Origin of the sequence: Photobacterium ganghwense, assembly GCF_017329545.1 — a bacterium.
Classification (GTDB): Bacteria; Pseudomonadota; Gammaproteobacteria; order Enterobacterales; family Vibrionaceae; genus Photobacterium; species Photobacterium ganghwense.
In genome coordinates this window covers 2,455,094-2,477,202 of the sequence record NZ_CP071325.1, presented here as the reverse complement: position 1 = coordinate 2,477,202, position 22,109 = coordinate 2,455,094, and the positions used below count along the sequence as shown (strand labels likewise).

General features: G+C 50.3%; 17 protein-coding genes and 1 tRNA gene. 13 read left to right on the top strand and 5 right to left on the bottom strand.

The window, feature by feature from the left end:
- Window positions 1-174: 174 nt before the first annotated feature.
- The 8 genes from FH974_RS11235 (at window position 175) to purF (ending at window position 11,113) form a co-directional block, all read left to right on the top strand.
- Complete coding sequence (locus FH974_RS11235) at window positions 175-1,338, top strand: FimV/HubP family polar landmark protein (protein WP_207103281.1); 1,164 nt, start codon at window positions 175-177, stop codon at window positions 1,336-1,338.
- Window positions 1,304-4,558, top strand: coding sequence for a FimV/HubP family polar landmark protein (locus FH974_RS11230; protein ID WP_207103280.1), 3,255 nt, complete (start codon window positions 1,304-1,306; stop codon window positions 4,556-4,558). The genes FH974_RS11235 and FH974_RS11230 overlap by 35 nt, the downstream gene beginning before the upstream one ends.
- 312 nt (window positions 4,559-4,870) lie before the next feature.
- Window positions 4,871-5,656, top strand: a complete 786-nt coding sequence (truA, locus tag FH974_RS11225) for a tRNA pseudouridine(38-40) synthase TruA (protein ID WP_047887544.1) — start codon at window positions 4,871-4,873, stop codon at window positions 5,654-5,656.
- A 204-nt stretch (window positions 5,657-5,860) separates the two neighbouring features.
- Entirely contained in the window at window positions 5,861-6,793 is a 933-nt protein-coding gene (accD, locus tag FH974_RS11220; RefSeq protein WP_047887545.1) for an acetyl-CoA carboxylase, carboxyltransferase subunit beta, read from the top strand.
- Window positions 6,794-6,978: 185 nt separating this feature from the next.
- Complete coding sequence (gene folC / locus FH974_RS11215) at window positions 6,979-8,253, top strand: bifunctional tetrahydrofolate synthase/dihydrofolate synthase (protein WP_207103279.1); 1,275 nt, start codon at window positions 6,979-6,981, stop codon at window positions 8,251-8,253.
- A gap of 2 nt (window positions 8,254-8,255) precedes the next feature.
- On the top strand, window positions 8,256-8,894 hold the full coding sequence (gene dedD, locus FH974_RS11210) for a cell division protein DedD (protein ID WP_047887547.1): 639 nt from the start codon (window positions 8,256-8,258) through the stop codon (window positions 8,892-8,894).
- 64 nt (window positions 8,895-8,958) lie between these two features.
- Window positions 8,959-9,450 carry a colicin V production protein gene (cvpA, locus tag FH974_RS11205; RefSeq protein ID WP_047887580.1) on the top strand — a complete coding sequence of 164 codons (492 nt, stop codon included), beginning with the start codon at window positions 8,959-8,961 and terminating at the stop codon, window positions 9,448-9,450.
- A 145-nt stretch (window positions 9,451-9,595) separates the two neighbouring features.
- Window positions 9,596-11,113 carry an amidophosphoribosyltransferase gene (gene purF / locus FH974_RS11200; protein WP_047887548.1) on the top strand — a complete coding sequence of 506 codons (1,518 nt, stop codon included), beginning with the start codon at window positions 9,596-9,598 and terminating at the stop codon, window positions 11,111-11,113.
- A gap of 97 nt (window positions 11,114-11,210) precedes the next feature.
- Here the strand turns inward: purF and FH974_RS11195 are convergent, their stop codons facing one another.
- Both FH974_RS11195 and FH974_RS11190 read right to left on the bottom strand, forming a co-directional pair.
- Window positions 11,211-11,810, bottom strand: a complete 600-nt coding sequence (locus FH974_RS11195) for a Yip1 family protein (protein ID WP_047887549.1) — start codon at window positions 11,808-11,810, stop codon at window positions 11,211-11,213.
- 277 nt (window positions 11,811-12,087) lie between these two features.
- Window positions 12,088-12,963: a LysR family transcriptional regulator gene (locus tag FH974_RS11190; protein WP_047887550.1), complete on the bottom strand. Its 876-nt coding sequence runs from the start codon at window positions 12,961-12,963 to the stop codon at window positions 12,088-12,090.
- A 509-nt stretch (window positions 12,964-13,472) separates the two neighbouring features.
- Here FH974_RS11190 and FH974_RS11185 point away from each other — a divergent pair.
- Window positions 13,473-14,522 carry a response regulator gene (locus tag FH974_RS11185; protein ID WP_047887551.1) on the top strand — a complete coding sequence of 350 codons (1,050 nt, stop codon included), beginning with the start codon at window positions 13,473-13,475 and terminating at the stop codon, window positions 14,520-14,522.
- 232 nt (window positions 14,523-14,754) lie between these two features.
- On the opposite strand, the gene FH974_RS11180 is transcribed toward FH974_RS11185, so the two are convergent.
- Window positions 14,755-16,146 (bottom strand): peptide MFS transporter, encoded by a 1,392-nt coding sequence (locus FH974_RS11180; RefSeq protein ID WP_047887552.1) that lies wholly within the window; start codon window positions 16,144-16,146, stop codon window positions 14,755-14,757.
- A gap of 412 nt (window positions 16,147-16,558) precedes the next feature.
- Between FH974_RS11180 and rfaH the strand changes: the two genes are divergently transcribed.
- On the top strand, window positions 16,559-17,056 hold the full coding sequence (gene rfaH, locus FH974_RS11175) for a transcription/translation regulatory transformer protein RfaH (RefSeq protein ID WP_047887553.1): 498 nt from the start codon (window positions 16,559-16,561) through the stop codon (window positions 17,054-17,056).
- A 68-nt stretch (window positions 17,057-17,124) separates the two neighbouring features.
- Complete coding sequence (gene galU / locus FH974_RS11170) at window positions 17,125-18,033, top strand: UTP--glucose-1-phosphate uridylyltransferase GalU (RefSeq protein WP_047887554.1); 909 nt, start codon at window positions 17,125-17,127, stop codon at window positions 18,031-18,033.
- 212 nt (window positions 18,034-18,245) lie between these two features.
- Here the strand turns inward: galU and folD are convergent, their stop codons facing one another.
- Window positions 18,246-19,103 (bottom strand): bifunctional methylenetetrahydrofolate dehydrogenase/methenyltetrahydrofolate cyclohydrolase FolD, encoded by an 858-nt coding sequence (folD, locus tag FH974_RS11165; protein ID WP_047887555.1) that lies wholly within the window; start codon window positions 19,101-19,103, stop codon window positions 18,246-18,248.
- A gap of 422 nt (window positions 19,104-19,525) precedes the next feature.
- Between folD and FH974_RS11160 the strand changes: the two genes are divergently transcribed.
- Together FH974_RS11160 and FH974_RS11155 are read left to right on the top strand one after the other, a co-directional pair.
- A tRNA-Arg gene (locus FH974_RS11160) sits at window positions 19,526-19,602 on the top strand.
- Between the two features lie 522 nt (window positions 19,603-20,124).
- On the top strand, window positions 20,125-20,703 hold the full coding sequence (locus FH974_RS11155; RefSeq protein ID WP_047887556.1) for an O-methyltransferase: 579 nt from the start codon (window positions 20,125-20,127) through the stop codon (window positions 20,701-20,703).
- A gap of 44 nt (window positions 20,704-20,747) precedes the next feature.
- On the opposite strand, the gene FH974_RS11150 is transcribed toward FH974_RS11155, so the two are convergent.
- The gene (locus FH974_RS11150; RefSeq protein WP_053061941.1) at window positions 20,748-21,641 is read right to left on the bottom strand and encodes an SDR family NAD(P)-dependent oxidoreductase; all 894 of its coding nucleotides are present in this window, start codon (window positions 21,639-21,641) and stop codon (window positions 20,748-20,750) included.
- Window positions 21,642-22,109 lie beyond the last annotated feature (468 nt).

The window sequence follows — 22,109 nt, the reverse complement described above, 5'->3', positions numbered from 1 at the left end:
ACCAGAAACATTCCTGAACCTTGCTCACAAACTCGCTCTTTAGTTTCAGGGGCGTAGGCCGATAATCATTATTCTTGTATCATTAACCAGAGAAACCAGGTGAGCCACTCCAGGTGCCTGATTTGTGATTATTTCTGCCAGCGAGGACAACAGGCAGTGACTGAGAAAGTGAAGATGATAAAACGCCTTATAATTCCGGTGCTTTTCTCCGCAACCGCCATTCATTTACCGGTACAGGCGAATACCATTCGCATTATTGGCCCGTCATCTGAAGATCAGCCTGCTGCCCAAACCACGGTATCCCAACCGGTTTCAAGTCAGGCAGCGCGTTCTGTACATCGTTACGGGCCGACAACAAATCAGGAAACGCTGTGGTCAATTGCGTCCCGTTACCGGCCGAATGATCAGGTATCCATTTATCAGGTGATTGGGGCGTTCTATAGCCAGAATCCGCAGGCCTTTGAAAACGGAAATCTTCACCGTCTGATTCCGGGCAGTATCCTCGCTGTACCGACTCATCAGCAAATGCGTCAGGAAAACACTGACCGTGTCAAGCAACGCCTGGAAACGGATAAGCGGACAGCTCAGCGTACGTCGACACCGTCGCCAGCCCAGACTTCGTCTGTTCAAACAACCTCAGTTCAAACCAGGTCTGCCCAGACACCTCAGGTTCAGACCACAACGGCTCAGCCTAAGCCGCAACCTAAACCAACGCCAAAGTCGGCTCAGCAGTCGAACCCTGCGCCAAAGGTTGTGGCAACCCCGATCGCTCCTCAGCCAGCAGTGACAGAAGCCACCACGCCTCAATCGTCGTCGGCTGTGGACACACAAGAAGCACAGCAAACAGCAGCGCAAGCACTGATTCCGTCTAAACCAACGGCGCTTCAGGCACAGTTGCAAGCATCTGATGAGCAAGTTGCGAAGCTGATGGAAAGCAACCACCTGCTGCGTGTCAGGCTGGCTGAAATGCAGCATGAAGTTGCGGCAATGAAAGAGCAGATCACACAGGACGAGGCGCTTCGCAGCGAAATCAAAGGCTTTATTGAGCAGCAGCGCCATCAGGTGCAGAACGTTCAGCCTGCGACACCGGAGCCTAACTGGTTCGATCGTATGATCGACAATCCGTGGGCGCTGGCGGCAATGGGGTTGATTCCTGGCGGGCTTATCGCGGCGCTGCTGGCGTATTTCCTGCTCGGTCGTCGTAAAGAAGAAGAGCAGGACGAGAGCTCTTCAAATAACACCCCAGATGCGTCTGACCCGGTGATGGCGCCACCTCTGGCTGCCATTGAGGACGAAAAAACCGGTGGCGGATCCGGAGGAAGAGCACGACCCGATTAATGACTTGTTCGGTGATGACAGCTTATTTGATGATCCGGAAGACAGCCTGTTTGCCGCAGAGGATAAAGCTGCAAAATCGGTGGAAGACAGCTTTAACAACGACAACGATCTGGATTTTGAATCGAGCCTTGCCGCCAGCAGCATTTCTGTGAAAGGGGATGATGAAGCCATTGGCCTGCAGGACATGGAGCGAGCGCTGGATGAACTAGATCAGAAAGCGGACAGTAGCTCAGATGAAGCTCTTGCAGCAATGTGGGAGCAATCGCTGCGATCCGATGACGATGATGAAGACAGCTTTGATCTCTCTCTGGACACCGACGACAACAGTGACGAATTGTTGAATCAGTCAATGCTGGACGATCTGCTGGAAGATGCTGACTCAGTGGCAGAACAAAACAGTGCGACGCTCCGTGCCGATAAAGATGATGTTATCAATCAGGATGATCTGGATGCACTGTTTGCCGGGTTTAGCAGTGATGCTGATCTTGCGGATACCAGCCTGGCCAACATTGATACTGAGAGTAAAGCCGCCCAAGAAGACGCTATTTTCACTCTGGCAGAGGAAGAAAAGCAGCAGTCTGCCATTGATCAGGCGCTGGCAGATGCAGAATTACTGACGGCCACGGCTCAGGACGATATTGATGATTTGCTGGACGCTAACAGTGTGTCACTGCTCGATGAGTTGGTCGAGGATGAAGATGACGGGCTGTCTGCCGACATTGAACTGGAAGAAGACAGTACCGCACTGCTGGATGAACTGATCGATAACGAGGATCCGCTCGACGTACCGGATATTGAACTGGATGAAAACAGCACCGCGCTGCTGGATGAACTGATTGATGGCCCTGTTCCTGAGCTGGACATTGATGATGAAGAAGCCTGGCTGGATCAGGAACTGGCCGCTCTGGCCGATTCTCAATCCGATGATTGGGCGCACGAGAACAGCGCAGCCGAACTCAATGCAACTGAGTCGGAATTACTGTTTGAGCCGGAACTTGAACCGGAAGCTAAGAAGTCCGACGGTTTTGCGCCGGAATCTGACACGGCTGAACCTGTAGCTATTGAATCCGTTGCTGTAGAACCTGAAGCCGATGACATTAAAGAAGAGACGCAAGCGGTAACTGGCGCTGATGAAGATGGCGCGGATCAAGGAATCGCCGATGATGAAGCTGTTTATGCTGAAAGCGTTGATGCTAAAGATGCCGTCCGTCAAAAAGACGCAGATGTTCAAGATGTAGATAGTGAAGGTCTCGCTCATAAAGGTCTGGATATTCAAGGTTTGGATCTTGACGGTTTAGCCGCTCAAGAGACTGCGACGAATGACGTAGATTCGAACGCGTTGCCGGATGAACAGCTTTCTTCGAGTTTGCCGCAATCAGATCTGTCTCAATCACATATGTCTCAGCCGCATACGGTCGAAACAAAGGCGTTTGAGCAGGATCTGGCAGACATTGAAGCGCTGCTGGACAGTTCTGTAGCGAGCGAGACAGCAGGGGCTGACGTTGAAACTTTAGGCCAAACTGTCGATCAGCTGCTTGAGTCTCTGGATGAGCAGGAAGCGATGGACATCGCAGAGCGTGCTGCTGATGAACCTGTGCTTACCGGCGATGACTACGATGCCTTCCCGATTTTCGATGAAGAAACAGCCCTGGCTGACGTAGAGCAGCAGGCTCTGGCGTCTGATGAACCTGGCCGGAAGTCTGAAGCACCTGCTGCCTTTGGCACCACTGAACCGTTGAATCTGGATGATTTGCCAGAGTTTGACGAAGAAGCCGCGTGGAATGATCCGGAAGCTGAAACAGAGTTGCTGGCAACCCCGGATATCAGTGATGAAGAAGAGCAGGCCGTACTCGATAATATCGTGCGTCAGCTGCAGCAAGCTGCGGAAGCGGTTGAGCCCGCGGCACATCAGCAACCGCAACCAGAGATTGCCAAAGAGGTTACCGCTGACGTAACGGAAGAGGCCACGGCTGCGATTGTTGGCTCTGAAGCGGCAGAAAAATTATCAGAACGTCTGGAAGAGTCGTACTCTATCCATGGTCGTCAGGATATTGAGTTTGAAACGCTGGATCCGGCGTCACTGCCTGAGTTTGGTGAAGATGACGCATTGCAGGCTTCGTTTGATGAGCAGCATGAGCTGGAGCAATTCGAGCTGGAAAGCGGTTTGCGGGATATCACTCAGACGGCCACCGAGTTGTCGCATGACACAGTGATGCGGGATCCGGGGGCTGAAGAAGCAATGGCGGTGTCAGGAAAGGCTCAAACCGCATCGGCGATGCCTCCGCTCGATGAAGAGCTGGTCGATACCGCTGGTCTTGATATGGATGCTTTGCTGTTTGACCCGTTGGCGGAAGCACATAATGTGGCGCAGCCCGCTGCGATGATGTCAGAAAAAGCCGACGCCAGTTCTGCTCAGGAACATCAGCCAGCACCTGACTCAGGAATGAGGGCTGAAAGCCAGCCAGATGTTAGCCTCGCGGATGTGGCCCAACCTGATACTCACATTACTCTGCCAGAGGTCAGTGAAGCCGAGTTGGAACGTGAGCAGCTGTTTGCCGATTTTGCCGCAGATACCACGGTCGATAACGTTGAACCGGACTGGAACGAAGAAGATCAAGCTATTTGGACGGCGAGTAATCCGGATCCTGAGCTGGAAAGCGAAGATTGGGGTGTGCAGCCGCCAATGGATGATCAGGATGTGGCAGCGTTTGATGAAACCACACTGCTGGATGATGACGAAGCATCGCTTCTGATTTCTGAATCCGAAGCGTTGGCCGCAAGCTGGGGAGAAAGCGAAGCGGACAGCGAACTGGTCTCTGAACCATCAGATTCTGCAGGGCAAGAACCGGAGTCTCAGTCTGCCGCGAATGGAGTAAACACGGTCAGCGAAAACGACGCAGCGTCTTTCAACCGTCAGGGCTATATCAGCATTGATGAATTGATGAAAGATCTGGATATCGCGGAGTCGGAAGCTGATTTGGATGATGCACCGCTGAACCTTGAGGTGGGACTGGACGAATTCCCGGATGTTCTGGCGAATGTTGGCGATTATGATGTCGACAGTGGTGGCGAATACGCCAGCAAACTGGATCTGGCGAAAGCTTATCTGGAAATGAACGATCAGGAAGGGGCGATGGGGCTGCTGGAGGAAATCGCAGTTCGTGCTGACAGCGCGCTGCAGCAGGAAGCCAAAGCCCTACTGGCTCGCATTTCGGCCTGACAGCATACTCTGCCAGAAACGATGTAAGACATTGAATAATCTGCAAACGGGCTCTGCAAGACAGAGCCCGTTTTTTTATTGTTGAGGCGTCCGATACTGATGGGGCCAGCCCGTTGCCGTGCAGGGGCTGTTTTTTATCTGTGGCCGTCTCTGTGGCCGCTACATTGCGCCTTAGGGCTGAATGGATGGGCTGTATTCGCGACGTTAATTGTAATCGGCTGTATCTCGCCCCTCGCTACATAGCGGTTTTTTCCCTATAATCCCTCCCTTTGTAACACCGGCTGAGAGCCGTCCGACAGAACGAAGTAAATTATGCGAATTGCGTTAGGTATTGAATACGACGGAGCAAAATACTACGGCTGGCAGCGCCAGCGCGAAGTAGACAGTGTTCAGGAGCGTTTGGAAAAGGCGCTGAGTAAAATTGCCAACCACCCGATTGAAGTACAGTGTGCCGGACGGACGGATGCCGGGGTGCATGGCACCGGACAAGTGGTACATTTTGATACCAATGTAAACCGTAAGCTGGTGGCCTGGAGCATGGGAGCAAATGCCCACTTGCCGGGAGACATTGCGGTTCGTTGGGCAAAGGAGGTCAATGACGATTTCCATGCCCGATTCAGTGCGACGGCGCGACGTTACCGCTATATTATTTACAACCATGCATTGCGTCCTGCAATTCTGGGCAAGGGTGTCAGCCATTACCATGGTGAGCTGGACGAAAAACTGATGCACGAGGCCGGTCAGTATCTGCTCGGTGAAAATGATTTCACCTCTTTTCGCGCCGTGCATTGTCAGTCATTAAGCCCATGGCGAAACCTGATGCATCTCAACGTCAGCCGACAGGGCAACTTTGTGATTATTGACATTAAAGCCAATGCATTTGTCCACCATATGGTACGTAACATTACCGGCAGCCTGATCAAAGTCGGCAAAGGTGAAGAAAAACCTGAGTGGATCAAATGGCTGCTGGAACAAAAAGATCGTACCTTGGCAGGGGCAACAGCAAAGGCGGAAGGTCTTTATCTGGTTGATGTCGATTATCCGGCGGAGTTTGAGTTGCCACGAGCACCGATTGGTCCGCTATTTCTGCCGGATTAATCACAAAAAGGTTGCAACAGGGCGTCAACAGCCTTGGGGTGGGTGTGTCGGAGTCAACTTGTAATACCAGTTTTTTATCTACAGACTGACAAGTTTATGCTTTAATTCCACCTCGGAAATTTAACGAATTTGTAATTCTCTGCCGCATTGGCTTATGGTATATCACCTGATTGGCAGGGAAATTAAGAACATAAAAGGTCATTCATGAGCTGGCTGGAAAAGATCCTTACAAAAAGCAATATTGTTTCTTCCCGCAAAGCGTCTATCCCTGAAGGGGTATGGACCAAATGTACTTCTTGCGAACAAGTGCTTTATCACGCTGATCTGGAGCGTAACCTCGACGTATGCCCGAAGTGTGACCACCACATGCGCATGAAGGCGCGTAAGCGTCTGGAAACCTTCCTCGATACAGAAGGCCAGGAAGAAATTGCGGCGGAGCTGGAGCCAAAAGACAAGCTGAAGTTCCGTGACTCGAAGAAATATAAAGATCGTCTATCTGCCGCGCAGAAGAGTAGCGGTGAGAAAGACGCTCTGATCGCCATGAAAGGAACACTGCTGGGCCAGCCACTGGTCGCCTGTGCATTTGAATTCTCCTTCATGGGTGGTTCGATGGGTTCTGTCGTTGGTGCGAAATTTGTGCGTGCGGTTGACGAAGCCATTGCAAACAACTGTGCACTAGTGTGTTTCTCTGCCAGTGGCGGTGCCCGCATGCAGGAAGCCCTGATGTCTCTGATGCAAATGGCGAAAACCAGTGCTGCACTGGAGCGTTTGTCATCAAAAGGTTTGCCGTTCATTTCTGTACTGACTGACCCGACGATGGGCGGTGTATCAGCAAGTCTGGCGATGCTGGGTGATATCAATATTGGTGAGCCTAAAGCACTGATTGGTTTTGCCGGCCAGCGTGTTATCGAGCAAACGGTACGCGAAAAGCTGCCTGAAGGCTTCCAGCGTAGTGAGTTCCTGCTGGAACACGGTGCCATTGACATGATTGTTGACCGTCGTGAAATGCGCCAGCGTATCGGTGGCATGGTGGCTAAACTCACTAATGCAGAATCACCGATGGTGGTGCCGGTCATTGCTCCTGTCATCGAAGTGGCAGAAGAAGAGCCGAAACCAGCGGAAGGCTCTCAAGAGTAATTCTGAGCACCCTTTTTCTTTGTTGGTTGACAACGTATATTCAAACGGGGCGAATGCCCCGTTTGTTGTATCTGTACGGACATTTACGGGCTTTTCTTCCCCGATGTCGGTTCAGCAGTTTGGCATCTGCGCATAAGGTGTTAAATTAGAGCCCATATTTTTGGTTTGACTGAACATAAAGAAGAATGTCCGGATTGACAGCACCTCTAGCAACCTCTCCTTTAGCCGAATGGCTTTCTTATCTCGAAAAGCTCCATACCAGTGCGATTGATCTGGGATTAGACCGGGTGCAGGCCGTCGCGCAAAAAGCGGCGCTGACGAAACCGGCTAACCGGGTGATCACGGTCGCCGGGACCAATGGCAAAGGCTCAACCTGCGCCATTCTGGAATCCATTCTCCTTAAAGCCGGTTACTCGGTCGGCGTATACAGCTCGCCGCATCTGGTTCGTTACAACGAACGCGTGCGTATTAACGGCAGCGAACTGCCGGATGCAGCCCACAGCGAGGCGTTTGCTTTTGTTGAGCAGCAGCGTGGCGATATCAGCCTCAGCCTATTTGAGTTCGGCACACTGGCCGCTTTACGGTTGTTCCAGACCAACAAGGTTGACGTTGTGGTTCTGGAAGTCGGGCTGGGAGGTCGTCTGGATGCCACCAATATCGCAGAACATGATGTCTCTGTGATCACTAGTCTTGCCGTTGATCACGTTGACTGGCTGGGCGATGACATCAATGTGATTGGTTATGAAAAAGCCGGCATTTTCCGGAGCGGAAAACCGGCGATTTGTGGCCAGCCTAATCCACCGGCGACGGTTCCGGCGCATGCTGACGACATTGGAGCCAAGCTGTATCAGGTGGGCTACCAGTTTGACTACGCGCTGACAGAGGACAGCTGGACGTGGCACAGCGGCGGATTTACGCTGGAAAACCTGCCGGTTCCGTCACTGCCGTTACCCAATGCCGCCACCGCGCTGATGGCCCTTGCTGTTGCTGAGCTGGATATTGCTGACCAACACATTGTCGAAGGGCTGGCGAGTGCGTCTCTGCCGGGCCGTATGCAGCGAGTGGGCGAGCACCCATTGATCATTATGGATGTGGCACATAACCCGCATTCTGCAGAGTACTTTGCCCGTCAACTGACGGTGATCAAGCAAAAAGAAGCGAAAGGGCGTATTCACGCTGTGGTTGCTATGCTGCATGACAAAGACATTGCGTCTACGGTTGCTGAAATGAAAGGGGTGGTTGATTGCTGGTATCCGGCATCACTGACGGGACCTCGCGCGGCTTCGGCGTCTGAGATTCTGGCTCATCTACCGGCAGAGACGGTGGGCTTCGATTCACCGGAAGCGGCTTATGACAAAGCATTGACAGAGGCGGAGCCTCAGGATGTGGTAATTGTATTTGGCTCCTTTTACACTGTCGGACAGATTTCCAGTCACATAGAAGTAAACAAACAGGAGTGATTGTGGCAAGTAAATTTCAGAGCCGCCTGATAGGCACTATTATCCTTGTTGCTATTGGCGTTATCTTCCTGCCGGATTTGTTTGACGGCAAAAAGCAACATTATCAGGAGCAGTTTGCCAGCATTCCTCTGCAACCTGAGATGAGCGAGGAGGTAGAGTTTGAAACCATACCTGAACCGGAATTCGCAGACGTTTCTCTGCCGGATGAGCCGGTGACCGTTGTGATTGACGATGGGGAAGCGGCGGTTGAAGTTTCTCAAGCAAAACCGGAAGCCAGACCGGCCGTAAAAACTGAGGCACCAAAGGTAACGGAGAAGGTAACGGCTAAGGTCGCAGAGCAACCGGTAAAGGTGGCACCCGTGCCGGAGACGGCACCGCAAGTGGGTAACCAGGACAGCGGCTGGGTCGTTCAGCTCGGTGTGTTCCGCAATTTTGATAACGCCCATTCGCTGGTAGGCCGTTTACGTGAAGCCGGTTTTCAGGCGCATGTTTTCCCGAAACAGCCTAAGAAGGGCGATTTGGCTCGGGTCGTAGTGGGGCCTGATGTCTCGAAAGAGAAGTTATCCGGCCAGCTCAATGAGTTAGAAAATTTAACCGGATTAAAAGGTCGATTGCTCAGATTTAATCCACTAAACCCTTAGGAAAACGTTTGCGTTAGCATTTTTTCTGTTAGAATACGCTCCAACAAGAAGAATACAATAAATGATGATCTGGATTGATTACGTAATTTTAGGCGTAATTGGCTTCTCTGCTCTGGTCAGTTTGATCCGAGGGTTTGTGAAAGAAGCCTTATCGCTCGTGATTTGGTTTGCAGCCTTTTTTGTCGCGAGTAACTTTTATACCCAGCTGGCTGCCTACTTCACCAACATTCAGGATGAAATGTTGCGTAACGGTAGCGCTATCGCCGCCCTGTTTATTGCCACGTTGATTGTCGGCGCGGTCGTCAACTACGTGATCGGCCAACTGGTTCAGAAAACCGGCCTGTCCGGAACTGATCGGGTACTGGGTATTGTGTTTGGTGGGGTACGCGGCGTTTTGATTGTTGCTGCGATACTGTTTTTCATTGACGCCTTCACCGGGTTTGCTAAGGCTGACTGGATGCAACAGTCACAGTTGATCCCTCAGTTCAAAGTCGTCATTGAATGGTTCTTCAGTTACCTCAAGGACACATCAAGCTTTTTACCAGGCGCTATCTGACAGCGTCTGGTCCAAGATTAGGGATCAGATTGGCAAAGGCCACTGATAGTTACAAGGACACAGGTTTCAGCGGGGATCCGGCAGGCGCGGGATACCCGCTGAAATTTAACTAAGCGACTATGAAAGCGTGACGAGGATTTAGGACATGTGTGGTATTGTCGGAATCGTGGGTTCTACCCCGGTAAACCAGTCTATCTATGATGCACTGACCGTGCTGCAGCACCGTGGCCAGGATGCGGCTGGTATTGTTACCCTGGAAAGCAATCGTTTCCGTCTGAGAAAAGCAAATGGCCTGGTACGCGATGTGTTTGAAGCTAAACACATGCAGCGTTTGCAGGGCAATGTCGGGATTGGCCATGTCCGTTACCCGACCGCAGGCAGCTCTAGCGCGTCTGAAGCGCAGCCGTTTTATGTCAACTCCCCTTACGGTATCTCACTGGCGCACAATGGCAACCTGACCAATGCTGCCGAAGTGAAAGAGAAACTGTTCGAAATAGCCCGCCGCCATGTCAACACCACCTCCGACTCCGAAGTTCTGCTGAACGTTCTGGCTTACCAGCTGGAAGGTGCTAAATCATACCCAATTTCTCCGGCTGAGATTTTTGAAGCTGTCCGTGAAGTACACCGTACCGTCGCCGGTGCCTATGCGGTGGTGTCTATGATTATCGGTCACGGCATGCTGGCATTCCGCGATCCCAACGGCATTCGTCCGTTGTGTCTGGGCAAGCGTGAAGTGAATGGCCAGATTGAATACATGGTGGCATCGGAATCTGTGGCACTGGATGCTGTAGGTTTTGACTTCATGCGTGACGTTGCCCCGGGTGAAGCCATATTTGTGACTTTTGATGGTCAGCTGTTTACTGAACAGTGTGCCGATAACCCGGCTCTGAACCCTTGTGTGTTCGAGTTTGTGTACTTTGCCCGTCCTGATTCGTTCATTGATAAAGTGTCCGTTTACAGTGCCCGTGTGTGTATGGGGCAGAAATTGGGTGAGAAAATCAAGCGCGAGTGGGGCGACCTGGATATCGATGTGGTGATTCCAATCCCTGAAACCTCGTGTGACAGTGCGCTGGAAATTGCACAGACGCTGGATAAGCCTTACCGCCAGGGCTTTGTGAAAAACCGTTATGTCGGCCGGACGTTTATCATGCCAGGGCAGCAAATGCGTCGTAAGTCAGTTCGTCGTAAACTGAATGCGATCCGTTCTGAGTTCAAAGATAAAAATGTTCTGCTGGTGGATGACTCCATTGTTCGTGGTACCACATCAGAGCAGATCATTGAGATGGCTCGTGAAGCGGGCGCACGCAAAGTGTACCTGGCCTCGGCAGCACCAGAAGTTCGTTTCCCGAACGTATACGGCATCGATATGCCAAGTGCCAATGAACTGATTGCGCACGGTCGTGAAGTGGACGAAATCTGTAAGATGATTGGTGCCGATGGCCTGATTTTCCAGGACTTGGACGATCTGGTGGCTGCTGTTGCCGAAGGAAATCCGGACATCCAGCAGTTTGAAGCGTCCGTGTTCAGTGGCACTTATGTAACCGGCGATATCGATCAGGCGTATCTGGACTACCTGCAGTCACTGCGCAGTGAAGATGCGAAAACCCAGCGCGAGATCCAGCAGGATCTGGCGAATCTGGAATTGCACAACGAAGGCGTGTAAAGATAAGTACATGCTTGCTGCAACGAATAAAAACGGGAGACTCAGTGTCTCCCGTTTTTTATTGCTCGCAAGTCATTGCCTGCGGAAAAATGTCGAGCTAAGAGCTAAACTGCGGGCCGAGTCCCATATTCCACAGGATGACAGAGCCGGCGATGATTGATACCAGCAGTACCAAGCCACAGGTGACAATAGAGCTGGAGTAGATAAATCCTCGCTCTTCCGGAATGTGCATCAGAATTGGCACACCGGTATAAAGCAGGTAAACCGAGTAGGCTACGCCAATCAATCCGGCCAGCATCAAAAACCAAAGCTGTGGGTAGATAGCAGCGATGCTTACCATAAAGAGTGGGGTGGCGGTGTAAGCTGCCAGTTCTAAAGACTGAGTAAATGTCGGGGTAGAACCAAAAGTGTGGCTCATCCAGTGAGTCAGGTAAGCCAGCGCAAACACACCGGCAATCAGCGCAAAATACATCGCGACAGACATGCCGAGCGCACTGCCTTGGGTCAGGTAAATAGGTTCCCCAACACCAATTCGCCAGCCGATAAACACACTGGAGATGAAAGCAAAAATCGGTGGCAGCAAAGCAATCAGCATAATGTGGCTCAAACTGCCCTGAATCCCTTCATGCTCCTTGTCAATGGCCCGCCATTCCTGCTTGGGATGGGTATACAATCCGAATAAATGTCCCAGAATCATAACGTTTCCTCGTTGTGCTGTGCATGCTGCACATTTCCACTATCAAAGAACACGCTCCCCAATCTTTAGTGTTCTTCTCCGTCTGTTCTTGAAAACGCCTATTGAACAATTCAGTTTATTGCTCAATTCACCTTGGCTATCGTTGCAAGTTGCAACGAACAGGTAGCGGCCTGAAGGCGTTATCATGCCAGTATTAATAACATTTAGTCGGGGTTGGAGGGCTTGGCAAGAAATGGCATGCAGCAGGTTTGAGATTAAACCTGCTGCAAAAGGGGGGCTACAGCTTGAAGTAGTCGCTGGCGAACTCAATAAAGAGGCGCAGCTTTTCTGGTTGGTAATCGCGGTGGTTGTACATCAGGTAAACATCCCGCGGATTGGATGACCAGTTATCCAGGATCTGCACTAATTCGCCAGTCTGAATGTATTGTTCCAGCATGACATCGGGCATCAGGGTAATGCCCAGCCCGGCAATGCATGCCTCGCGGACAACATTGAGCTCGTTAGCTTCGAAACGGCCACGGTCACTGACGGTGATGGTTTCGCCATTGCAGTCAGTCAGGCGCCATCGCAGCAGAGGTTTGCCTTTCAGCAACGGGTGCTGGTGGAGATCCTGCGCATGCTTTGGCTCCGGGTGATGTTTCAGGTATTCCGGGCTAACCACCAGAATGTCTTTCACTGCATTGACTTTACGAGCGATCAGGGTGGAGTCACGCTGCGGCCCGACCCGAAAAATGACATCCCAGTCGGTTGGATCCAGCAGTTCCGGATCATTGCTCATGGAAAGCTCAATATTGATGGCCGGATGCTCACGCATAAACGCATTAAACAGCGGCTGCAGCATAACCTTGGTTAGGTTTGATGGTGCCGCAATTTTCAGCTTACCAGCAGCGCCTTTACATTCTTCGCTGATATGCTCGGCGGTATCCACCAGACGCTGAAGCAGCGGGCTGCAGTCATCGTAAAATTTTTGACCGGCTTCCGTCAGGGAGAGTTTCCGTGCATGACGGTTCAGCAGGCGAATGTTCAGGCATTCTTCCAGTGCCTGAATACGCCGCGTCAGAGTGGCTACGGGAACCTGAGTTTTGCGAGATGCTGCGGTATAACTCCCGTTTTCCACAACCATGCGGAATAAATTCAAATCGTCAAGCTTCATCACTCTACATCACTGAAAACTTAATAATCGAGAATTGTATAACAAAATGTGTCAAAAGATGTCGTTATCATTACAAGTTTTGCTATAAATCAAGATATCGATAATTTTCTCGATATGCCATTGACTCTTTGGCGGTTTCCCGAAAAGACCAGAATACTTGGGTATCAGGTCAAGCTTCACAGGCATACCCGTAGAGTCGCAGACCTAAGTTATCTGGTTGCGAGATAACACACTGGAATGGGTCAATAAACGGATAGTTATCGAATAAAAGCTGCCTCAAGTTCCAGTATTTCACGTTGGAACGATTGGAGGTGTTGAATTTTGATGAATTTAACAAAAAGAATTGTTGGTTATTTATATAACTGTAATTGACTGACTATTGGCAGAATCAGGCCTATGCTTTTGTTAAGTTCACTGCGTAGCGAAGTGTTATGAGTAGCTATTCATTGCATCCTGATTTAGCCAACACAATGGACAGTCATCGGTACAGATCGTCAGGGGAGTCAAAGTTGCTTGAAGGTAAAGACGTGCTTATCGTCGAGGACGACCCGGTTTTCAGAATGATGCTGACTGGGTTTTTAAATAATGAAGGTTGCCGGGTTCGGGAAGCGGAAGATGGCCTGGAAGGTTTGCGTGCGCTCCGCGAAGGGATGCCTGATGTCCTGTTGTGTGATTTGGCAATGCCGGTCGTCACCGGTATGGAGTTTGTGGAAGAAGTATCGTTGCAGTACCCGATGGTGCCTATCATCGTGATTTCCGGTACCGGGAATATGTCGGATGTGGCAACAGCATTGCGCCACGGGGTCAAAGATTTTCTGATTAAACCGCTGGATAACATCATGGTGTTGAAGTCAGCGATTCTTTCTGTGCTGAAGTCGCAGGATTCCATCACCGGGGCGTCCGGATTTTCAAGCCAGTGGGTGAGTGTTGATGACGAAGCCATCATTGATGAAGAGCTGGAGTGGCACATTGAGGAGCTGAAAACCAATCCTCGCGCAGCCCGTGAATTGCTGCTGGGGCTGATGCCGGATACAGAGTCTGTACAGGGTGACTGGCAGCTCAATTACTGTGTGTTGCAACCCGCTGATGTACAGCCTGTGCTGCTTGATTATACCTGGCTGATGGACGGGCGATTGGCTTTCTATGTGGTGGATTCAGCCTCGGGCGATGATAACGGTACCGCAACCACGTTGCTGATTCGTGCCTTTTTTAATGACTTTCTCCGCACACGGATGGCGGAAGGGTATGATCTGAGTGATTTGATCAAGCTGATAGAGAAGGGCATGCTCAATTCAGGCTATGCCTCACCGATCAGGGCGATTTTCGGTCAGTTTGATGCCACCGACAGGACTCTCACTATTGTATCGACGGGTCTGGCTGCCATGTTGCAAACCAGTGATGGTGATCAGCTCATCCAAGCCCGTTCATGGTTGGGAAATAATGCCCGGCGAAACGCCAGTGTGACGCTCCAACTGGCCGATTCCGGGGGGCGTCTATCTCTGTGCGAAACCGGCACCACCAGTTTCAGTTTGACTCTGAAACGCCGAGGAATGGCTTGATAGTAATGGCTGGATGGTGATGGCTTGATAGTGATGGTTGGGTGGTGATGTAGGTCGTTTTCCCTGCTGGATTCACAAAACAAAGTACAAATCACAACGTAAAACACACATAGCAAAAAGCGAGAGCCCGGCTCTCGCTTTTTTATTCTCAATCCTATCCTCATCTTAAGCCACGTTTTGTGCCGGAAAGTATTGGCCAGTGGCGATGGGACGTCTGAATCGATATCTGAGCTTAGGCTTCGACAGGTTTCGCGTCTGCCAACTCGTCTTTCTCAACGTAGCCTTCTGCACCGTGCATCCAGCTAATCAGTTTGTTCGAGCACATCAGCAGCAGGATACCAGACAGAGTAGCTGCGATCGCGATACCACTGAAGATAGCCATCGGACCGGCTTCGCCTACGTGGGCACCGATAATACCTGCTACGTAGTTTGCCACTGCGTTGAAACCAAACCAGGCACCCATCATCAGAGAAGCCAGGCGAAGCGGAGCCAGTTTCGTGACCAGAGACAGACCGATTGGAGACAGGCACAGTTCACCCAGAGTATGGAAGAAGTATGCACCGACCAGCCACATCATAGAGGTCTTCACGGTCAAATCACCGCCTTGCTCCAGTACCGCGCCAACCATACACAGGAAGCCAGCAGCCAGGAAGAACAGACCCAGAGCAAATTTCACCGGTGACGCTGGCTCTTTAGAACCCATTTTCACCCAGATAGACGCGATGATTGGAGCCAGAGTAATAACAAAGAACGGGTTCAGTGACTGGAACCAGGCAGCCGGAACTTCGAAGTCACCCAGCATACGGTCAGTGTACTGCTGCGAGAAGATATTCATCAGACCACCGGCCTGCTCGAAACCTGCCCAGAAAATTACCACGAACATACCCATGATCATAATCACTTTCAGGCGGTCGCGTTCTTTCCTGGTCAGTGGCTCTTTTTTGCCAGACTCATTCATTTCAGCAGCGCGCTTTGCAGCAGGCACTTTACCGATGTTACCCAGCAGGCGCTCAGCAAATACCATTTGAGTCACCAGGCTGATCAGCATACCGATACCGGCAGTCAGGAAGCCTGCTTTCCAGCCGTAAGCAGCAGATGCAGAACCCGCAATGATACCAGCCAGCAGTGAGCCCAGGTTGATGCCCATGTAGAAAATGGTGAAGGCACCGTCACGGCGGTGATCGCCTTCCTGATACAGGTCACCTACCATAGTCGAGATATTCGGCTTGAACAGACCGTTACCCACAATCAGAAGGGCAAGACCCAGATAGAAGGCCGAAACAGAGTGAGTGCCTACCATGTCATTTGGTAGTGCCAGGGTAAACTGACCCAGTGCCATTAACAGGCCGCCAATGATGATAGAGCGGCGTTGGCCCAGGAAGTTATCGGCAATCCAGCCACCGATTAAAGGAGTGATGTAAACCAGGCCAGTATAAATACCATATAGATTCAGTGCGTCCTGCGTTGTCCAGCCTAAACCACCATTGATGGTTTTATCTGTGAGGTATAGTACCAAGATGGCACGCATAGCATAGTATGAAAAGCGTTCCCACAGTTCGGTTCCAAACAGCAAGAACAAACCTTTTGGATGGCCCAACAGGGTCCCACTTTTAAGATTGCTCATAATTATTCTCTAAGAATGGTTGGATTTGTGTTTGCAAATGCGGAGCTATTTATAAATGACAAATTAATAAACTGCAAATCTTTACAAAATCAAAACAAAATCTAAACGAGATAACATATTGATACAAAAGAGCTTGTATGAAAACCGGTCAAAACTGAAATTTCAGATTTCCCTATCGACATTTGTTACAAATCTCGTAATAAACGGTTATTTATTTATTAAATTTCGATTTTTTGATTATTTTTAGTTTTATGTGTTGTGAATGATGTTTTATTCATTATTGTTACAAATTTGGTGTGAAAAGGGCGGTTTTTAGCCGATTTGAGGCAGGTGAATGACTATTTGTTTGTCGTTTAGGTTGTAAAAACTATAATGGCAGCTCGGAAAAATTTGAGAATGGACAGAGACGAGCATGAAAGATTGGTACCTTTTGTATTGTAAGCGGAGTGAACAAGAACGAGCGGTGATCAATCTGGATCGTCAAGGGGTTGAGTGCTACTACCCTCAGGTTACGGTAGAAAAAATCATCCGTGGCAAGCGGATAACCGATTTTGAACCTTTGTTTCCGAGCTACATGTTTGTGTACTTTGATCCCGAGGCGATCAGCTATACCACAGTACGTTCAACACGTGGCGTGGCTGACTTTATTCGTCAGGGAGCGAAGCCTCAGGTGGTGTCACCGGACCTGATTTACGGCCTGATGATGAACGAGGATTCGGAAGAGCAGCAAGCCAAATTGACCAACCTGCCTAAACCGGGCGACACGCTGAAACTGACCCAGGGACAATTTAAAGGCATTGAAGCCATTTACCAGGAACCGGACGGAGAGAAGCGTTCTTTTATGCTGATCAACTTGTTAGGCCGTCCAGTGAAGGTGAGTGTTCAGAACGAAGATTTAATTAAACTTTAGTTCCGGACTCGGTAAGCGCGTGAGTCTTTGATATAGTTGCCGGGACAATTGAAATATGGAACAACATAATGCATAAAACTTCCTCTGTTCGTAAGGCGGTGATCCCTGTTGCTGGTCTAGGTACACGAATGCTTCCTGCAACAAAGGCCATTCCGAAAGAAATGTTGCCTATCGTTGATAAGCCACTGATTCAATATGTGGTTAACGAGTGTGTGGCGGCAGGTATCAAGGAAATTGTTCTGGTAACCCATTCGTCGAAGAACTCCATTGAAAACCACTTCGACACCTCGTTCGAGCTGGAAGCCACGCTGGAAAAACGTGTGAAGCGTCAGCTGCTGGATGAAGTTCAGAAGATTTGTCCGCCAGACGTAACCATTATGCATGTGCGTCAGGGGCAGGCGAAAGGCCTGGGTCACGCTGTACTGTGTGCTTATCCGCTGGTCGGTGACGAGCCGTTTGCTGTGGTACTGCCGGATGTCATTCTGGATGATGCTGCCAGCGATCTGCGCCGTGAGAATATGGCTGCGATGGTGAATGCCTTTAATGAAACGCGGATCAGCCAGGTCATGGTTGAACCTGTGCCGATGTCAGAGGTGTCCAGCTACGGTGTCGCCGATGTGGGCGGGGCAGAGCTGAAACCGGGTGAAAGTGCAGCGATGAGCAAAGTGGTTGAAAAACCGGCTCTTGAAGAAGCACCGTCTAACCTGGCTATTGTTGGTCGTTATATCCTGCCGGCAGAGATCTGGCCATTGTTGTCACGCACACCAGTTGGCGCTGGTGATGAAATTCAGCTGACAGATGCGATTGATATGCTGATGGAAAAGCAGCAGGTCAATGCTTTCCATATGTCTGGTAAGAGCCACGACTGTGGCAGCAAGCTGGGTTACATGAAGGCGTTTGTGGAATACGGCCTGCGCCATGATGTGCTAGGTGAAGATTTCAAAGCTTATCTGCAATCTCTGAAGACTGAACTGTAAGACTGTCGTCTGCGGGTAGCGCGCAGACAAAACGCCCGTCAGGTTATTGTTGATTCAGATTACATAAAAAAGCGAGGGGCAGATGCCTCTCGCTTTTTTTGATCCAGTTAATGTTTGATCCGGCTAATGTTTGAACCAGTTGAAGATCCCGTACTTGGGGCGGGTACAACTGCATCAGGTTTAAGCGTCCGGTTTCGGTCTTTCCAGCGCTTTTAGTCGCCGTGGTATTGTTCGCAAGCCAGTAGCGTGTTTTCAATCAGCGTGGCAACGGTCATCGGGCCGACACCGCCTGGTACCGGGGTAATGTGGCGGGCTTTTTCACGCGCAACATCGTATTCCACATCGCCAATCAGCTTACCGTCATCAAGACGGTTAATGCCCACATCGATCACTGTCGCGCCTTCCTTAATCCAGTCACCCGGAATGAAGTTAGGTTTACCGACGGCAACGACTAGAATGTCAGCCTGGCGAACATGATTTTCCAGATCCTGAGTGAAGCGGTGGCAAGTTGTGGTGGTGGCACCGGCCAGCAGCAGCTCCAGTGTCATTGGACGGCCTACGATGTTTGAGGCACCCACGATGACGGCATGTTTACCGCGTACCGGAATATTGTAGCGCTCCATCAGCGTCATGATCCCTTTCGGGGTACAAGAGCGCAGTTTCGGGATGCGCTGACACAGACGGCCGACGTTGTAAGGGTGGAAGCCATCCACATCCTTTTCAGGCACAATGTGCTCCAGGACTTTGGTGCTGTCGATACCGGCAGGCAGAGGCAACTGCACCAGAATCCCGTCAATATCCTTGTCTCTGTTCAGCTCATCAATCAGAGTGAGCAGCTCAGCTTCCGTGGTCGTCGCCGGCAGGTCGAAAGACTTGGAAAGAAAGCCGACTTCATCGCAGGCTTTACGCTTGCTGCCGACATAAACCTGCGATGCAGGGTCATTACCTACCAGCACAACAGCTAAACCAGGTGCACGCAGTCCAGCAGCGACACGAGCCTTAACGCGAGCGGCAACTTCTTGACGAACCGTTTGTGAGATTAGTTTTCCATCAATAATTTGAGCGGCCATGTTTTTCCTTTGGTCGGTAATTGATTGAACAATTGGGTATCGACAGCATAACTAACACTGCAGAGTGAAAGGAAAGCAGTTTCTGCATTGAGCGGTGATAACCAATCGTGTATCTGGGCGCTATTGTCGCAGAGAATGTGAGTAAGATCTATAGCGCAAACGTTTGCTTTTGGTGTTTTGTACTTTGTTTAACGATTTTGTTACAAGCCTGTTCTGTTTGCTTGCCACTACGAACTTATCCTGGTGATTAATCTATGGTGTGGCCTACCTAAACGATGTGTCGTATTAGATTACCATTTCCCCGACACATTGCTCTTTGTTTAAACACTTGATGGCAAATACTCGTAAAATAGGGGGAAAGACGTTGACGTTAATTTTCGGCAACGTATAATCCCGACCCGTAACTCAGCGTTACGCAGTGTGCGCCCTTAGCTCAGTTGGATAGAGCACGTGCCTTCTAAGCATGTGGTCGCAGGTTCGAATCCTGCAGGGCGCGCCATGCATTTCGAGCCGCAGCAGGTTTTCCTGCTGCGGCTTTTTCATTTCTTCCGGGGCATCATCGTTATGCGACTGCCTTGTCATGCGGCTGCCCTGTATAGTCTTTTCCTCCCCTCTATATCTCCAGCTCCGGGAAGCAACTCGAAAGTCGTATTTCACTGCCATCGCTTTTTCTGTCTCCTGTGTTACTGGCATGTGTCCTTTGGCCATTCCGTTACTTCTCGTCACCTTTTATTCTCTTTTTGATATTTTTGGGTCGGTCACCCGTTAAAGTGGCGCGCTCGGCATGTGTAACATTTTGTTAATCAATATATTTTTCAACACGCTTATTCATTGGGTGTGAGGGGGAGTGATTGTTTTGGTGGAATGTGTGGCTAGGGTCTCAACCTGAAGGAATTTTTACAGGAGCCAGGAAATCGGAGGCTATTCTTGCTGCGGGGCGCACCGGGCGCTCGAATAGTGTTTGGTGCCGAGGTTTGGTTATAAACACGGCTGAGCAGGTTGCTTAAAAAGGATACGGATGATGGCTAGGGATTTACAATCATTGCTGACGGATATTGAACGCAAAGGACTTGAAAACGACGCTGCGGAAACCGAGCGTGCGCGAAAATATCTTAATATCACCAAGGACACAGGAGAGCTGTTGCAGGTATTGGTTAAAACCAGCGGTGCTCGGCGGGTATTAGAAATCGGGACATCCAATGGATACTCGACACTGTGGTTGGCGAATGCATTAGGGCCATCGGGCATGGTAACAACGCTGGAGCATAATCCGCATAAGATCGAAGAGGCACAGCACTATTTTCTGCAGGCGGGTTTGGCGGAACGCATTGACATCATGCAAGGGGATGCCACGGCGCTGCTCACCATTCTGACCACACCGTTTGATTTTATTTTCCTGGATGCGGATCGCAGTGCATATATGACCATGCTGCCGGACCTGACACGGTTGCTGGCATCCGGGGGCCTTCTGGTGTGCGACAACGCCATTTCCCATCAACAAGAGCTGCAACCTTTTATGAATTACTTCATACAGGAGACCGGATTTGACACAGCACTGGTTCCGGTAGGAAAAGGCGAGTTTTTGATTTACAAGCACTAAGCGTCTGTGTTGATAGGTGGATATTGTTCATTGCCGCAACGGGATTACCAGGAAAGTACTGACCCGTCCCAGTGATAGAAGCGCCCGCTTTGCTCCGGTGTCAGTGACTCGATCACACTGACGATCCGCCGGGCCGAAATGTCCGACGAATACAATTTGCTTGCCGTAATACGCGATTGAAAGGGAGCCGACAACTGGGTGTCGGTCGTACCCGGATGAATGGCCGCCACACAGGCATTAGGAAACTGGCGTTGCCATTCGAGGCTCAGTGTTTTGAGAAACATGTTGAGCGCAGCTTTGCTGATGCGGTAACTGTACCAGCCTCCCGAATGGTTATCGGCGATTGATCCCACCATCGCTGATAAACAGGCAAACCGGAACGGTGTACAGCGGGGAAGCAGATTATCACAACACTGAGCAAGCGCGATACTGAGGTAAAGGTTGGCGCGAAGATTGTGCTCTAAGAAAGCTGGCGTGATCTCTGACAAGCGTTTTTCCGGCATCTGGCATTGTGATATCTGAGGCTGAGTAGAAGCTGTGGGAATTCGGCTTTGGTTAAGTGGTTCTCTCTTAATGTGGGCAACACTGGCACCTTTGTTTAGCCCATCCTTTAGCCCTTTGTGCAAATCAGAATGCGATGTGGTGCCAGCATGCAGGAAACCAGCAGCGTTAATGATCCAGTCAGGGTATCCGTATCGGGCAAAAAGTAGTGACAGGCGTGCTTCTACTTGCGGTTGATGATCAAGCAAATCGCACTCAACAATCGCCAATCTGTTGGGTACAGCCTGTTGCAATGCAGCCAAAGCCGGTGATGGGGAGCGGGTAAGGGCGGCAACCTGGCAGCCGATTTCGAGACAATAACGCACCAAGGCCATACCGATTCCACCGCTACTGCCGACAATCATCACCTTCTTCACCGCATCAGCCCGCCGGCTCATGTGTCCATCCTTACTTTTTGAACGTTCTGAATCCCATTGTGGCACTCATTTACAAAACCTGATTGGTATTCATTGATTCATACGTTTTTATTTACAATAACTTATCTGCCAGACCCTGTCTGAAAGCGTTGAGGGTCATTAACGTTTAGTTTGGTTTTTGGCCTGGTCATGGCTTTACCTCTTGTTCGCATTGGCCTTAGGTGCAATTTTATTAGTGTCTGTCGACTTGGTTAAGCGGTGGCCTAACAGTTCTCAATCTTAAGAGCTGCTGGTGGAGCACTATGAACAACCACGATTTGAGAAATCATACGTACTCAGATGTATAAAAGTTCAGCAACCGGTCAGGGTGGAAGACAAAAACAGGTGGTGTAAATTGCAGCGTTTGGATGGTGTTTAGTACGAATATTTCAGGACGTGCTCAAAAAATCTTAATTAGGCGCGATTTTTTTACGCTTTTCTCTTGTAAAT

What these genes read in the sequence shown, in the direction of transcription:
- FH974_RS11195 (WP_047887549.1), bottom strand. Translation starts at nt 11,810, where the DNA reads ATGATTCTGGGACATTTATTCGGATTGTATACCCATCCCAAGCAGGAA.
- cvpA (WP_047887580.1), top strand. Translation starts at nt 8,959, where the DNA reads ATGATCTGGATTGATTACGTAATTTTAGGCGTAATTGGCTTCTCTGCT.
- accD (WP_047887545.1), top strand. Translation starts at nt 5,861, where the DNA reads ATGAGCTGGCTGGAAAAGATCCTTACAAAAAGCAATATTGTTTCTTCC.
- galU (WP_047887554.1), top strand. Translation starts at nt 17,125, where the DNA reads ATGCATAAAACTTCCTCTGTTCGTAAGGCGGTGATCCCTGTTGCTGGT.
- FH974_RS11235 (WP_207103281.1), top strand. Translation starts at nt 175, where the DNA reads ATGATAAAACGCCTTATAATTCCGGTGCTTTTCTCCGCAACCGCCATT.
- rfaH (WP_047887553.1), top strand. Translation starts at nt 16,559, where the DNA reads ATGAAAGATTGGTACCTTTTGTATTGTAAGCGGAGTGAACAAGAACGA.
- FH974_RS11155 (WP_047887556.1), top strand. Translation starts at nt 20,125, where the DNA reads ATGGCTAGGGATTTACAATCATTGCTGACGGATATTGAACGCAAAGGA.
- folC (WP_207103279.1), top strand. Translation starts at nt 6,979, where the DNA reads ATGTCCGGATTGACAGCACCTCTAGCAACCTCTCCTTTAGCCGAATGG.
- folD (WP_047887555.1), bottom strand. Translation starts at nt 19,103, where the DNA reads ATGGCCGCTCAAATTATTGATGGAAAACTAATCTCACAAACGGTTCGT.
- FH974_RS11190 (WP_047887550.1), bottom strand. Translation starts at nt 12,963, where the DNA reads ATGAAGCTTGACGATTTGAATTTATTCCGCATGGTTGTGGAAAACGGG.
- truA (WP_047887544.1), top strand. Translation starts at nt 4,871, where the DNA reads ATGCGAATTGCGTTAGGTATTGAATACGACGGAGCAAAATACTACGGC.
- purF (WP_047887548.1), top strand. Translation starts at nt 9,596, where the DNA reads ATGTGTGGTATTGTCGGAATCGTGGGTTCTACCCCGGTAAACCAGTCT.
- FH974_RS11150 (WP_053061941.1), bottom strand. Translation starts at nt 21,641, where the DNA reads ATGAGCCGGCGGGCTGATGCGGTGAAGAAGGTGATGATTGTCGGCAGT.
- FH974_RS11180 (WP_047887552.1), bottom strand. Translation starts at nt 16,146, where the DNA reads ATGAGCAATCTTAAAAGTGGGACCCTGTTGGGCCATCCAAAAGGTTTG.